Annotated in this window: 10 protein-coding genes, 1 tRNA gene and 1 pseudogene; 5 read left to right on the top strand and 7 right to left on the bottom strand. The window is 35.8% G+C overall.

The genetic code is table 11. From position 1 onward, the window contains the following. Positions 1-49 precede the first annotated feature (49 nt). Positions 50-766 (bottom strand): LytR/AlgR family response regulator transcription factor, encoded by a 717-nt coding sequence (locus B0E34_RS17425; protein ID WP_087711583.1) that lies wholly within the window; start codon positions 764-766, stop codon positions 50-52. A 286-nt stretch (positions 767-1,052) separates the two neighbouring features. On the opposite strand from B0E34_RS17425, the gene B0E34_RS17415 reads away from it, so the two are divergent. The 4 genes from B0E34_RS17415 to B0E34_RS17400 are packed head-to-tail and all read left to right on the top strand — an operon-like array spanning position 1,053 to position 6,715. After that, positions 1,053-2,942: a DNA topoisomerase IV subunit B gene (locus tag B0E34_RS17415; RefSeq protein WP_087711580.1), complete on the top strand. Its 1,890-nt coding sequence runs from the start codon at positions 1,053-1,055 to the stop codon at positions 2,940-2,942. A 53-nt stretch (positions 2,943-2,995) separates the two neighbouring features. After that, positions 2,996-3,472, top strand: coding sequence for a hypothetical protein (locus B0E34_RS17410; RefSeq protein WP_087711579.1), 477 nt, complete (start codon positions 2,996-2,998; stop codon positions 3,470-3,472). An 11-nt stretch (positions 3,473-3,483) separates the two neighbouring features. Then, positions 3,484-6,066, top strand: coding sequence for a DNA gyrase/topoisomerase IV subunit A (locus B0E34_RS17405; protein ID WP_087711578.1), 2,583 nt, complete (start codon positions 3,484-3,486; stop codon positions 6,064-6,066). Positions 6,067-6,073: 7 nt separating this feature from the next. Beyond that, positions 6,074-6,715 (top strand): rhomboid family intramembrane serine protease, encoded by a 642-nt coding sequence (locus B0E34_RS17400; RefSeq protein ID WP_087711577.1) that lies wholly within the window; start codon positions 6,074-6,076, stop codon positions 6,713-6,715. Between the two features lie 467 nt (positions 6,716-7,182). Here the strand turns inward: B0E34_RS17400 and B0E34_RS17395 are convergent, their stop codons facing one another. From B0E34_RS17395 to B0E34_RS17370, 5 genes are all read right to left on the bottom strand, one after another. Beyond that, complete coding sequence (locus B0E34_RS17395) at positions 7,183-9,681, bottom strand: pectate lyase family protein (RefSeq protein WP_087711575.1); 2,499 nt, start codon at positions 9,679-9,681, stop codon at positions 7,183-7,185. A 929-nt stretch (positions 9,682-10,610) separates the two neighbouring features. After that, on the bottom strand, positions 10,611-11,462 hold the full coding sequence (prmC, locus tag B0E34_RS17385) for a peptide chain release factor N(5)-glutamine methyltransferase (RefSeq protein WP_087711571.1): 852 nt from the start codon (positions 11,460-11,462) through the stop codon (positions 10,611-10,613). Continuing rightward, positions 11,463-12,221 (bottom strand): peroxide stress protein YaaA, encoded by a 759-nt coding sequence (yaaA, locus tag B0E34_RS17380; RefSeq protein ID WP_087711569.1) that lies wholly within the window; start codon positions 12,219-12,221, stop codon positions 11,463-11,465. A gap of 4 nt (positions 12,222-12,225) precedes the next feature. Further along, a complete protein-coding gene (locus tag B0E34_RS17375) occupies positions 12,226-12,927 on the bottom strand; it encodes a CPBP family intramembrane glutamic endopeptidase (RefSeq protein WP_087711567.1) in 702 nt (233 codons plus the stop codon). Between the two features lie 52 nt (positions 12,928-12,979). After that, on the bottom strand, positions 12,980-13,591 hold the full coding sequence (locus B0E34_RS17370; protein WP_087711565.1) for an L-threonylcarbamoyladenylate synthase: 612 nt from the start codon (positions 13,589-13,591) through the stop codon (positions 12,980-12,982). Positions 13,592-13,692: 101 nt separating this feature from the next. Here B0E34_RS17370 and B0E34_RS17365 point away from each other — a divergent pair. Then, a tRNA-Met gene (locus B0E34_RS17365) sits at positions 13,693-13,765 on the top strand. 99 nt (positions 13,766-13,864) lie between these two features. Here the strand turns inward: B0E34_RS17365 and B0E34_RS21635 are convergent. Then, positions 13,865-14,194 (bottom strand): annotated as a pseudogene (locus B0E34_RS21635) (transposase). Positions 14,195-14,268 lie beyond the last annotated feature (74 nt).

Raw genomic sequence — 14,268 nt, 5'->3', positions numbered from 1 at the left:
CTGTAATCTAACATCACAGGTAAGATGAAAAAAAATATTATTTCTTACGTTAAGCCATTTTATGAAGGAATTCGTTTTTCCTGCGAATGGAAACATCGAGGACGGAATTGTCTGCCATTACGACCTGTCCGCCTTTTCCTTTGATATATTCTTTAAGATGTTCGAGGTTAATGAGGTGTTTGTGATGAATTCTGAAAAAATTATATTCGGAAAGATTTTTTTCAAAATCGCACAATGTTTTGGAAACCATTACTTTGCTTTTGTCCGAAAGATAAATAGAAGTGTAATTGGAATCTGCTTCGCAACGGATGATTTCGTCAATATTTACCCGCTTAAATCCTTGCAGGGTAGGAAGATTGATTTTGTTTTGGAAACCTGAAAGAGAGGAGATTCTGTTTTTTCTGAATTTTTCGAGAGCTTTATTAACGGTGAGAACGAAATCCAGATTTTTTAAAGGTTTGAAAATATAATGGATAAATCCTCTTTTTATTGCCTGAATAGCAGATTTTTCAGATTCTGTGATGAGAATAATCGGGAAATCATTTTCTTTAAACTGCACTAATGCTTCAATATCGTTTTCTTTAAAATTCTGAATATCAACGAATAAAATATCCGTGGAATGTTTTGTAAAATAATCCGAAGCGAAAAGAATACAGCTCGTCTGAAGATCAGTTTCGAATTCAGGAAATTCCTTTTTCAGGAGTTGGGAAACGTATTTGCCTTCATCTAAGTCGTCAATAATACAGGCGTTCAATTTATTTTTCATGTGAGTTTGGTTTTTGGTTTCAGTTTTACTAAGTAATTATAGAGAGACAATCATAAGATAATATTTTATTGATGTTAATAAGATTATTAATTTGAAACATAATCAGCTTTAATTTTAACGAAAAAAATAAAATAAAGCTGGTTTTTCACTTGATATTGAATAATGTAAATATAGAATTTCATTATTAATAATGCAATACCTATAAGAATATTTACAAAAAAATGAACCAAAATATTCGGATAATTTTCTTCAATTTCGTACTTTTGTATGTTTGCTGAAATTACATATGTCACAAGAAATAAATCCGATCTATTCCGAAGATAATATCAGAACCCTCGATTGGCAGGAGCATATCCGCCTGCGTCCCGGAATGTATATCGGGAAACTGGGAGACGGTTCTTCCGCCGATGATGGTATCTATATTTTACTGAAAGAAATTCTGGACAACTCCATCGATGAGTTCAGAATGAAAGCAGGTAAAAGAATTGAAATAAAATTAGATGACGGTAAAGTTACGATCCGTGATTTTGGACGCGGAATTCCGTTGGGAAAAGTAGTGGATGCGGTTTCTAAAATGAATACCGGAGGGAAGTACGACAGTAAAGCCTTCAAAAAATCCGTAGGTCTTAACGGAGTCGGTACAAAAGCTGTAAATGCACTTTCCGATTATTTCAGGGTTCGTTCTTTCCGGGACGGGAGGATGAAAGCCGCAGAATTTTCCAGAGGTATTATTACAGAAAATTTTGAAGAAAAAGATTCTTCAGACAGAAACGGAACCGAGATTTCCTTTATTCCGGATGCCGATATTTTCCTTCACTTCAAATTCAGAAAAGAGTATATCGAAAGAATGCTCCGCAATTATGCCTATCTGAATCCCGGTTTGAAAATTCTTTTCAACGGAGAAACATTCTTCTCAGAAAACGGTTTGAAAGATTTGCTGGACGAAGAGCTGGAAAACGAAACGCTTTACCCCATTGTTCACCTGAAGGACAATGATATTGAAGTTGCCATTACGCACACCGATAAATCTCAGACCGAAACGTATTTTTCATTCGTTAACGGACAGAATACAACACAGGGAGGAACCCATTTAAATGCCTTCAGAGAAGCTTACGTAAAAACAATCCGTGAGTTTTTTAATAAAAATTTTGATGCTTCCGACGTTAGAAAATCCATTGTGGCTGCAGTTTCCATTAATGTGGAAGAGCCTGTTTTCGAGTCTCAGACCAAAACAAAATTAGGATCGAATGACATCGGACCGAACGGACCCACCGTAAGGACTTTTGTTATTGATTTCCTGAAAAGTAAATTAGATAATTTTTTACATAAAAACCCTGAAGTTGCTGAAGCGATCCAACGAAAGATTTTAATCTCGGAAAGAGAAAGAAAAGAGCTTTCCGGAATTCAGAAATTAGCGAGAGAAAGAGCCAAAAAAGTTTCTCTTCACAATAAAAAACTTCGTGACTGCAGACAGCATTACAACGATCAGAAAAACGAAAGAAAGGGAGAAACCCAAATCTTTATCACCGAGGGAGATTCTGCATCCGGATCCATCACAAAATCCAGAGATGTGGAAACACAGGCAGTATTTTCTCTGAAAGGAAAACCCTTGAACTGCTATGGTTTAACCAAGAAAGTAGTGTATGAAAACGAAGAATTTAACCTTCTTCAGGCTGCTTTGAACATTGAAGAAAGTCTTGAAGATCTTCGATACAATCAGGTAATTATTGCCACCGATGCCGATGTCGACGGAATGCACATTCGTCTGTTGATGATCACGTTTTTCCTTCAGTTCTTCCCGGATCTGATTAAGAACGGACACCTTTATATTCTTCAGACTCCTTTATTCAGAGTAAGAAATAAAAAAGAGACACGATATTGCTATACAGAACAGGAAAGAGCAAAAGCGTTAAATGAATTGGGAAAAAATCCGGAGATTACCCGATTTAAAGGATTGGGAGAAATTTCTCCTGACGAATTCAAACACTTTATCGGCAAAGACATCCGTCTGGAACCTGTTGTGGTAGGAAAAGACCAAACCATTGATCAGCTTTTGGAATTCTACATGGGAAAAAATACACCAGACAGACAAACTTTTATCCTTGAAAATCTGGTAGTTGAAGACCCTGATATTAATAAAAAAGAAATATTGAGTGAAGTCATAAATGAAAGCTAATTAAAATCTTTATTTTAAAAAAACACAAATAATCCACTAATACAAATATTAATATGAGACTTAGTAACCGCAATAAAACTTCGGTATACAGCTTCATTAGTACTTTATTGGCTATGCTTTTAGTCGGAGGTATCGGAGCTTATATTTTAGAAGAGTATAAGTTTAGGATCTTGGGAAAAGAAGAATTACTATTGATTTTTGTTCCAATTATTTTGGTAGTACTCTTTTATTTTAACGGAAGGCAGATCTTTGAATATGACAGTGATGGAGAAGCTCTGCATTTCAGAAACAGGAACATTATTCCTTTTCTGCAAAAACCGTTAAGTGATGAGTTTCCGAAATACAAACTGCAAAAATTTGAGGTTGTAGATCTTTTCTTTATGAAAAGACTTTATGTTACGATCTCAAGCAAAAACAGCGGTTCTACCATTTTGAGGTATGAAATTTCATATCTTACCAAAAGAGAAATTAGTGATTTAAAAGTTTCCTTAAATAAGGTCGTTAAGGCCAATAAAGAGAAAAAGAGTTAATAAATTAAAGAATGACAGAAGAATACTCGCATGAAGGCGAAAGCTTAAAAAAAGTTTCAGGACTGTATAAAGACTGGTTCTTGGATTATGCTTCTTATGTAATTTTAGACAGGGCAATTCCATCGGTTTATGACGGATTTAAGCCTGTTCAGCGAAGGATCATGCATTCCATGCGGGAGCTGGAAGACGGACGTTATAACAAGGTTGCCAATATCGTTGGAAATACCATGAAATATCACCCTCATGGTGATGCTTCCATTACCGATGCGATGGTAGGAATCGGTCAGAAAGAACTTTTGATCGATACTCAGGGAAACTGGGGGAACATCTACACCGGAGATTCTGCGGCGGCGGCGAGATACATCGAAGCCCGATTAACCCCTTTTGCTCTCGAAGTGGTTTTCAATCCGAAAACAACGGAATGGGCAAAATCTTATGACGGCAGAAATAACGAACCGATTGATCTTCCTGTAAAATTTCCGCTGCTTTTAGCGCAGGGCGTTGAAGGAATCGGAGTCGGACTTTCAACCAAAATTCTTCCGCATAATTTTAACGAACTTATCAACGCTTCTGTGGCGTATCTGAAAGGTAAAAAGTTTGAGCTTTTCCCTGATTTTATGACGGCGGGTTATCTGGATGTTTCAGAATACAACGACGGACACCGTGGAGGAAAGGTAAGAGCCAGAGCTAAAATTTCCCCTTACGATAAGCATACCCTTATTATTACGGAGCTTCCGTACTCAAAAACAACAAGCGATCTGATTGATTCCATTATTAAAGCCAATGAAAAAGGAAAGATCAAGATCAAAAAAATTGAAGACAATACTTCCGATAAAGTTGAAATCCTGATTCATCTTCATAACGATGTTTCTCCGGATAAAACCATTGATGCTTTATATGCTTTTACCGATTGTCAGGTAACCATTTCTCCGAATGCCTGTGTGATTGTCGGCGATAAGCCGATGTTCCTGAATGTTTCTGAAATCCTGAAAATGAATACAGATCATACTGTTTCTTTGCTTAAAAAAGAACTGGAGATCGAACTTCATGAGCTTCAGGAAAGCTGGCATTTTTCTTCATTGGAAAGAATCTTCATCGAAAACAGAATTTACCACGATATTGAAGAGGTAAAAACATGGGAAGATGTTCTGAAAACGATTGATGCAGGACTGAAACCTCATACCGGACATCTTTTAAGAGCCGTAACGGAAGAAGATATTTTAAAACTGACAGAAATCAGAATTAAGAGAATCTCAAGATTCGATTTAGATAAATTTAAAGAAAATATTGCTGCGCTGGAAGGTAAGATTGAGCAAGTGAAACATCATCTTGCAAATCTTATTCAGTACGCGATTGATTATTATCTGAACATTCAGAAAAAATACGGTAAAGACAGACAGAGAAAAACTGAACTTAGAATTTTCGATACCATTGATGCAACAAAAGTTGCGGTTGCGAACGAAAAGTTCTACGCCAATTTCGAAGAAGGATTTATCGGAACGTCTCTGAAAAAAGACCAGTATCTGTTCGACTGTTCGGATATCGACGACATCATTACCTTCCGAAAAGACGGAAGCATGAAAGTGGTAAAAGTGGAGGCAAAAACGTTCATCGGAAAAGATATTCTCTATGTTGCGATCTGGAAGAAAAACGATAAAAGGACAGTCTACAATATGATCTACCGCGAAGGAAGAGAAGGACCTTACTATATGAAACGTTTTTCAGTAACTGGTGTTACACGAAATACAGACTATCCTTTAGCTTCAGATAAAAAAGGATCGGAAGTGCTTTATTTTTCGGCAAATCCAAACGGAGAAGCAGAAACAGTGACGGTTCTTCTGAAACCCAATCCAAGAATCAGAAAAAATAAAATGGACATCGATTTCTCAGAACTGGCGATTAAAGGCCGTGATTCCAAAGGAAATTTGGTGACAAAATACTCCGTGAAGAAAGTGGATCTGAAGGAAGAAGGCGTTTCTACATTAGCACCGCGAAGAATCTGGTTTGATGATACGGTGAGAAGACTGAATGCAGACGGAAGAGGAACTTTACTGGGAAGCTTCAAAGGGGATGATAAAATTTTAACCATCAACACCAACGGAGAAGCAAAATTAGTTTCTTTTGATCTTGGAAACCGCTTCGATGACGAATATCTGGTGCTGGAAAAATGGCGTCCGAATCAGCCGGTAACCTGCATCTATTACGATGGTGAAAAAGATATTTATTTTATCAAACGGTTTTTATTTGAAAATACGCCGAATGTGCAGACTTTTATGCCTTCGGAACATTCGAAATCGTTCATTGAAAATGTAATTGTTGCCAACGGAGCCACTGCCGAAATTATTTTCGCAAAAGACAAAGGCAAAGAACGAGAGCCGGAAGAAGTGAATATCGATGAATTTATTGCCGTGAAGGGAATTAAAGCCATCGGAAACCAGTTTACCAAATTCAAGGTAAAATCCATCAACATCAACATTCCTGAACCTGTGGAAGAAGAACCGGAAGTGTATGAAGATCCCGAACCAATAGCGGGATTTGATGAAGACGGAACCATTGGAAACCTGTTTCAGAATGACGATAATACAGAAAATTAAATAAATTATGAGTCCAATTGTTTTAGTTATTATTGCGGTTACCTGTATTGTTAGTTATATGGGATTGAATAATGCTGTAATGTTTGAAAAATATAAATTCAGTGTCAGTGCGATCAACAATAGAAAAGAATATTTCAGGCTAATAAGTTCGGCATTCCTTCATGCCGATTTTATGCATTTGTTTTTCAATATGCTTTCTTTATACTTTTTTCAGGGTGCGGTAATACTTTTTTTTGGAAATATAGGTTTCCTGATTCTCTATTTCGGATCTATGATTCTGGGAAATTTATTTAGTTTGCTGATCTATAAAAATCAACCTTGGTATTCTGCTATTGGTGCTTCTGGTGCTGTGTCGGGAATTATTTTTGCCTCAATTGCTATGGCTCCGAATGAAATTAATGTAAATTTTTTACCGGGCTGGCTTTTTGGGACATTGTATTTCAGTTATTCCGTTTATATGATGCTTAATCCTAATAGAAATGATAATATTGGTCATTCTGCCCATTTAGGAGGTGCATTTTTCGGTCTTATTTATGCCGTTGCCAATCAGCCACAGGCGGCGATTGAAAACTCAATGTATCTCGGAATCATGTCGCTTCCTTTGATTTATTTGGGGTATGAGATTTTTGTGAGGAAAAGAATAGGATAAGGATTTCTTACAGATAAATTTAAAAGCAATGAATTATATGTTTCATTGCTTTTTTATTGAACTTCAAGACAGATAAAAACCTTTTAATTGAGTGTAAAACCAGTCTTTTATACTGAAAATTGAGTGTAAAAGACTGATTTTTGATAGTGAAAGAATCAAAATTCACCTTAAAAGACTCTTCAGTGAGGCAAAAACACTTAACAAAGAGTATAAAAGACTGAATTTTGACATCAAAAGACTGAATATTAAGTATTTTTTCTTGGATACCGAATAATTTAGCCTTGAATTTCTTTACATTCTTATCAATAAAATTTTTTAAGCTGCTTCAACAATAAATCGTTTTTTTCAATGCAGATTAAGTCTTGCATCATTTCAGAAGTTGTTCCGGAATAAACCTTTATATTTAAAATTAAAAAGCCGCCCCAGAAATGAGACGGCTCAACAAAATGTTAATGACCTGATTTTATTTATTTTTTAATAATCTTCTGATAAATCATTTCCTTATTGGTTTTGATCTGAACAAAGTAAATACCGCTGTTAAGTTCGCGGATATCTACATTTTTTATATTTCCTCTGATGGTCTTTAAGACTTCACTTCCGTTGTTAATGATCTGTACCCATTCCACAGTATCTTTCGTGGATATACTGAAAGAATCTTCTACAGGATTCGGATAAATTGTTAACTTCTGGGATGCTTTATTTTCCTGAGTCGCTAAAATAATGGCAGAAGCATATTCTGTTTTAATGTAGAATAAATTTGCTACGCTTCCTTTGGTAATGGAATGCGAACCTGCCGGAATATTTGTAATAGTAACCAATCCTGATGAAGCGGTATAAGAAACATTATCCACCTTAATTGTTCCTCCAAAAGAAGGATCGAATACAAGTGTAAGCGAGGACGGAGCAGTAGTTGTATAAGTAATTCCCGTTGCAGATTCTATCTTTAATCTTTTCGTTAAAGTTAATCCATTATAGGTTGCAGAGCCGTCCGTAGAATTCATATTTGCAGATGTAAACGTATAGAAAGAACTCGTTAAATTGGATGTTGTGAAATTGTGAATTTCATTTCCCTGCGGATTGGTTCCTGTTGGCGTAATCGAAATGCTGCCTGTTCCTGAAACCGGAGTTCCCGCAGAACCGACTGTGGTTACCGTAAAATCCAGATCCGCAGTCGGTGTTCCGGAAACAGTAATTGTTTTTGCCGTAGTATTTTTAACAAAGCTGATTCCCGAAGCCGGAAGTCCCGTTACCGTAGCATCGGTTGCTGTTCCTCCCCATGTGAAAACCATCGGAGCAATTGCGCTTCCCGAAGCTACGGCCTGATCATTATTGGAAGCAATCGTTAAAGTCTGTGAGCTTACCGGAGCGGCAGTTTCTCCCTGCACCGATACAAGCGAAGACGTATAATTTTGCAACAAAGCCATCAATCCTGTATTTACAGCATCAGAAGTATCATCAACAGCGTTATTGAAAGTCCAGTTAATATCTCCGCCGGAAACTCTTCCGGAGTATTGTGTCGTTTTATCTTTTGCAGTTGCTGGAGCATCCGGAACCAGAGCGTTAACATACAAAGTATTGTCCGTATCGAAATTATTGTACGTTCCGTTTCCCTGTAATGCTTTAATGTTGGTTCCTAAAACTTCATTTCTCGAGGAAGCCACATAAGCATCAAAATGGCTTGCCGCTGTGGAAGAATTGTAAGGAATAAAAGCGGTCTGTCCCGTCATAAAATTATTAAAAGCTTTTACAACGCCTCCGTTTTCTCCTGAAAAAGTTCCGGTTGCACCATTGGCAACATCGGTTCCCTGCTTGGAGATCAGGATTGGATATTTAGCATTTCTGAAATAATTTCCTTCTACAAAAACAGAAGAACCTAATGTAGAACCCACTCCGTATTTAGAATTTCCATCGTAATAATTGTTGTAAACATGGGCAGAATAATACCTCACTCTCGGATGTCTGGAATCTGAATGATCAAACCAATTGTGGTGATAAGTAATGTACAATCCCGAAGTCGTTCCTTCGCTTAAACCCAGAAGACAGCTCTTTCCGTTATCCCAGAAATGATTGTAGGAAAAAGTAATGTACGTAGATTTTTTCGCATCCAGAGCGCCGTCACCCTTTACCTGATCCGCATCACTTCCCGGTTTCCCGTAGAAAAGATCGCAGTTATGCGCCCAGATATAACTGTTGTCCTGCTGTAAACTCAGATTGTCTCCTTCCGCAGCATCAGTCAGCATAAAACCAAGATTTCTGACTTCAATATTGGTGGCATTTTTAATCCTGATTCCCCATCCGTTGATCAGCGCATCGGAACCGACACCTTCCAGAGTAATTGAACTTGCAGCGATGTTTTTATTTTCTACAACCGCATCTCCGTTTAGCAGATAACTGGGATCGGTTATGTTTCCTATAAATCTGATGGCGAGAGGACGTGTGTCATATCCCTTTTTAAAACCATCCAGAATCGTCTGCAAACCAACACATGGATTCGCTGTAGCTCCCGTTACATTAAGCGAAACCGTATTTTTATTATTTTGAGTTATGTAAAGAACTACCGCATTGGCTTTTAAAGTTCCGTCCAGATTATAAGCACCGGGAACTCTTCCGTTGCTGTGTGCGAAACCATTTCTGTCGTGAGGAAGAACGGTAACTGAACCAGAAACTGTGGCAGTTCCTTCCACATTATTCGTTACAGGAGCTACTTTTATGGTGTAGTTTCCGGGGCTTAATCCTAAAATATCTGCACGAAAGTAAGAACCGTAATTTCTGATTAACTGATTATCAATTATTTTGTTGGTAAAACCGCCGCCTGTGTAATATACTCTGTAGCTATCGGCTCCGCTTACGGGATTCCATTTTACGTAAGCTGTTTCCAGCCATCCTGTAGCCTGTGTAATCGTTACCTGTGCATTCAGCAGAAAAGAGCCGAAAGCCAGAATAAAAAAAGATAAGAGCTTTTTCATGATTAATAATGTTTTAATAGTTTTAAAATAAATTTAATAATGTGTAATCGATTACACACAAATATATATAAATATTTAAATTAAATCTTTTTGTTGTGAAATTTGTTTGAAAAAAGTTTTAAAACCCTTTATTGTTCAATGACTGGTGTGATTTATTGAAAATTGTTTAATCGTATAACCTCTATTAAAGCTAATGATTTTGGATTACCAAAAAATCAATATAAGTACTGAAAAGCTATTTTGTTATAAAAATTAAACGGAGATTGTTTAAAATCCAGTTAAGTTTTTTAAGTTTATACGCAAGTTTAATTGAAACCTAAAATAAAAGATGAATCTGTATGAATTTTTATTTAAAATGAAAAGATCAAAAAATGCGCTTAAAATTTATCAAAATGTTGTGTTTTTTAATTGTGAAGTTGTTTAAACTAATTTCAGAATTAACCACAAAAGGCACAAAAGACAATATTAAAGCGAATTTCCAGAATAATCAAAGCACTCAAAAGAATAAAAATCAAAGATTTTTAAAAACTATGGTGAGCTTTTTCATTTGCAATGATCAGCTTTAAATAAAAGTTTAGTCATCTTTTGTGACTTTTGCGGTTAAATAAAAAGTTTTTTGATTGTCCGTTTATTAACCTAAAGCTTCGACAGGCTCAGCTTGACATCGCTAAAAATCAAGCATTTATTATTAGAGGTGTCAAGCTGAGCTTGTCGAAGTGCCTGTTATAAATAATTGATTTTCATATCGGTGCATAGTAATAGGTTGTTTAACGGATATTCAAAATTTATAATAGCTTTGGTTAAAACCAATTTTTTTCTTCATTATTAAATTAGTTAAAGCTCAGGAACGCTAAGCATCTCCAGAATATGATTGCTACACATATAAAACTCCATAGAGTTTTCTTTAAATAGTCATCGACCATTCATATTTACTTTCTTCCAAAAATAAACCGGTCATTTTCCGATAAATCTTTGATTAATGCTGCTTTTTCAAATTCATTACGATATAAATCCAGTGTTTCTGAACCTAATTTCTGATTGATTTCCAAAAATAAAAGTCCGTTTTTATTCAGGTATTTTTTAGAATCTTCGGCAATTTTTCGGTAAAAAATTAAAGCATCGGAAGTAGGAGAGAAGAGTGCCATGGTCGGTTCAAAACCTTTTACGGAATGTTCTATTTCCTGTTCTTCATCGATTGCGATATAAGGCGGATTTGAAATAATGATATCAAAGTTTTCTTTTAAATCAAAATTCAGATAATCGGCGTGAATGAAATTGACAGTAAGCTGATGAAATGCTGCATTTTTTCTGGCAACTTCCAGTGCTTTGTCAGAAAAATCGATGGAAGTAACTTCCGCCTTTGGAAAGTACTTTTTCAAAACCAACGGAATAATTCCGCTTCCCGTTCCGATGTCCAGAATTTTTAAACCTTGAATATAAGACGTTGAACTTTTGATCTTTTTTATCGCAAATTCCAGAAGCTCTTCCGTTTCAGGACGGGGAATCAGCACATTTTCATTCACAAAAAACGTCATTCCGTAGAAATCTGTTTCGCCTAAAATATGTTGATAGGGTTTTGAAGTTTTTAGTTCTGAAATAACTTCAAGAAGCCTTTTTTCATCTTCCAAAAGCAATTCCTGTTCTGCAAATCTTCGCTGGTCAAAAGCATCAAACCCAACAATTTTTTCCATGAATATGGAGCTTAAAAAAGTGCTTTCCGAATCGGTATACAACCCGGAAAGTTCTGTTTTAAAGTGTTTTTTAAATGCGGAAATAGTCATTTACCTTACAAAAACCAGTTTGTTTTCAGTCGATTTTTCTTCATTAATGAGATAACCTTCGTAGTTGAAATCCTTCACGTCATCCAAAGTCTGTGCATTGGTCTGTGCACAAAATCTTGCGACTAAACCTCTTGCATGTTTTGTGTAAACCACAATGGTTTTCAGTTTGCCTTCTTTCAATTCGTAGAAATCGAAATCAATAATTTGATGGTTGAGTTTTTTACGGTCAACCGCTTTAAAATATTCATTGCTTGCAAGATTCAGAAGAATTTCATTCTTTTTCATTTCAGAATTCAATTGTTCCGTTATCTTTTCTCTCCAGAATTCGTAAAGATTTTTATATTCGTCAAATTCAAAAGGTCTTCCCATTTCCAGCCTGTAAAGCATCACTTTATCCGAAGGTTTAAGCAATCCGTATAGTCCGGAAAGAATTCTCTGGTTTTTCTGAAGATAATCTACTGCATCTTTGTCTAATGTTTTGGCATCTAATCCTCTGTAAACCTCTCCTGTAAAGGCAAATAGAGCAGGGGCGGATTCTTTTGCAGAAGGTTTTGCTTTCCATTTTTGGTTTCTTTCCCAGTTTTCGTCCGCTAATTTGGCGGAAATTTCCATCAGCTCAGAAAGATATTTCGGAGATTTCTGTTTTAAATAAGAGTGTATAAATTCTGACTGTTCAATGAATTTAGGCGTTGTGGTTTTCAACAGGTCGGTTGAATTTTCCACATTCATTAATTTGGCAGGGGATGTTACTATTTTCATAATGTTAAAAGGCAGATAAATGTTTGAAATTGATAAGATTCATGATCATCAGTGAGACAAAATCGTACATAAAATGACACATGATTACAATCTTAATGTTAAAATATTTTTTATAAAACAAAGCAAAAACAACTCCAATGAAGAAAGGAATGATCACCTGACTTATCGTTCCATACGTCATGTGAAGAATTCCGAATAGAAAAGCGGAAACTGCAATACCTGCGTATTGATTTTTATAAATTTTTTCAATTCTCGGCTGCATATAACCGCGCATCAGAAGTTCTTCCACCACTCCCGCTGTTAAGCAGGTAAAAATAATCAATGGATAATTGTTTTTAAAAATGAATGAAAGCTGTGCGATTTTATTACTCGTATTTTCGTGGGTGATGATTTTGATGAAAAGATTTAAAAAAGCTCCACCAACGGCACAAATTAAATAAAGACGGAGTATTTTTTTCAGATAAAATGTGAAAGAATAGTTTTGGTCTTTCCACAGCAGAAAAGGTTGTTTTTCGATAAGGAAACTGTACAGAAAAGTAATTGCCAAAACCATCCAGAGCACCATTCTGGAATATAAAAATGCAGTTGCAGTAAAGGTTTTTTCTCCCGTCATCATTGTAATAAGAGGAAAAATGTACAGCATTACTGCGGCGAGCAAAACAAATGTAAGAAGAATTCCTAAGGAATATTTTCCGTTCAGACTCATACTAAAAACCTTCAACCATCATTTTAAATAAAAAGACAAAGCTTTTTTATAATTAAATATTTCCTTTTCCCTGACGGATAATTTCAGGTTCTCCCGAAGTAAGGTCTACAATTGTGGAAGCCATATTATCTCCATAACCGGAATCAATCACGATATCAACCAAATGATCGTATTTTTCGGCAATCAGTTCAGGATCGGTAGAATATTCGATAATTTCATCATCATCTTTTATGGAAGTGGAAGCTATGGGATGTCCCAGTTTTTCAACAATTAATTGCGGAATCGGATGATCAGGAACACGAATTCCGATCGTTTTATGTCCTTTGTAAGCTAAAGGGAGACTTTTATTGGCTTCAAGAATAAAGGTAAAAGGTCCCGGAAGATGGCTTTTCAGAAATCTGAAAGTCGAAGTATCGATCGGTCTTGTAAAATCTGAAAGATGGCTTAAATCATTACAGATAATGGAGAATTTTGACTTTTCGAGCTTTATTTTTTTGATCTGGGCAAGCTTTTCCATCGCTTTAATATCAAAAATATTACAGCCTAAAGCATAGACGGTATCGGAAGGATAGATAATTAATCCACCATTGTTTAAGGTTTTAATCACCTCATTAATAAGGTTTTCCTGAGGGTTGTCCGGATAAATTTTCAATATTTTTGCCATACCTCAAAGATACGAATATTAAAATAGTTTTCATGAAAGTCCTTTATTTAAAAGAAAAATTAGGAGTTTTAAAAATAATTCGTATATTTGCAGTCCAATATCGCGGGATGGAGCAGTAGGTAGCTCGTCGGGCTCATAACCCGAAGGTCATCGGTTCGAGTCCGGTTCCCGCTACTAAGTAAAGAGTATTGCAGTTTTTGTGATACTCTTTTTATTTCTTTAAACTGTGATTAGTAAATGCCGGTATGGCGGATCATAGCCAAAACTTGGGGGCTATGCAAAAAGTTTAGTTAATCTGAATAGAAAGAAAGTTCTGTCTTTTACCCCTCGAAGTTGTAGTCTGAAGTTTTTAATTTTCGCATTAAAAGATTCCGCAGCAGCATTGGTGCTTCTTGCTTCAAAATAATTGAGAATATCGTTGTAATGATTTATAATGGTGTTCTTTAGTGTAGAAAATGATTTAAAACCCGACTCTTCAACATCCTTAAACTAATGAGCCAACTTCAACATGGCAACGGATTTTGTTATATTTTGATTGTATATTTTTCTTAAACTATCCGATAAATGGTAGATTTTTTCTAAGTCGGGATATTCTCTAAACAGGATCTTTACTCGTTTACTTTGATTTTCTGTCCATTTCTCTCTGGAACTTTTTTAAAAAAATACCGGCTTCTTGC

It is taken from the genome of Chryseobacterium mucoviscidosis, assembly GCF_002177115.1.
Taxonomy (GTDB): Bacteria; Bacteroidota; Bacteroidia; order Flavobacteriales; family Weeksellaceae; genus Chryseobacterium; species Chryseobacterium mucoviscidosis.
The sequence above is the reverse complement of the archived record's forward strand: the minus strand, read 5'-3'. Positions and strand labels throughout refer to the sequence as shown.

Excerpts from the sequence above, each read along its gene's own strand:
- B0E34_RS17425 (WP_087711583.1), bottom strand. The coding sequence starts at position 766 with ATGAAAAATAAATTGAACGCCTGTATTATTGACGACTTAGATGAAGGC.
- B0E34_RS17415 (WP_087711580.1), top strand. The coding sequence starts at position 1,053 with ATGTCACAAGAAATAAATCCGATCTATTCCGAAGATAATATCAGAACC.
- B0E34_RS17410 (WP_087711579.1), top strand. The coding sequence starts at position 2,996 with ATGAGACTTAGTAACCGCAATAAAACTTCGGTATACAGCTTCATTAGT.
- B0E34_RS17405 (WP_087711578.1), top strand. The coding sequence starts at position 3,484 with ATGACAGAAGAATACTCGCATGAAGGCGAAAGCTTAAAAAAAGTTTCA.
- B0E34_RS17400 (WP_087711577.1), top strand. The coding sequence starts at position 6,074 with ATGAGTCCAATTGTTTTAGTTATTATTGCGGTTACCTGTATTGTTAGT.
- B0E34_RS17395 (WP_087711575.1), bottom strand. The coding sequence starts at position 9,681 with ATGAAAAAGCTCTTATCTTTTTTTATTCTGGCTTTCGGCTCTTTTCTG.
- prmC (WP_087711571.1), bottom strand. The coding sequence starts at position 11,462 with ATGACTATTTCCGCATTTAAAAAACACTTTAAAACAGAACTTTCCGGG.
- yaaA (WP_087711569.1), bottom strand. The coding sequence starts at position 12,221 with ATGAAAATAGTAACATCCCCTGCCAAATTAATGAATGTGGAAAATTCA.
- B0E34_RS17375 (WP_087711567.1), bottom strand. The coding sequence starts at position 12,927 with ATGAGTCTGAACGGAAAATATTCCTTAGGAATTCTTCTTACATTTGTT.
- B0E34_RS17370 (WP_087711565.1), bottom strand. The coding sequence starts at position 13,591 with ATGGCAAAAATATTGAAAATTTATCCGGACAACCCTCAGGAAAACCTT.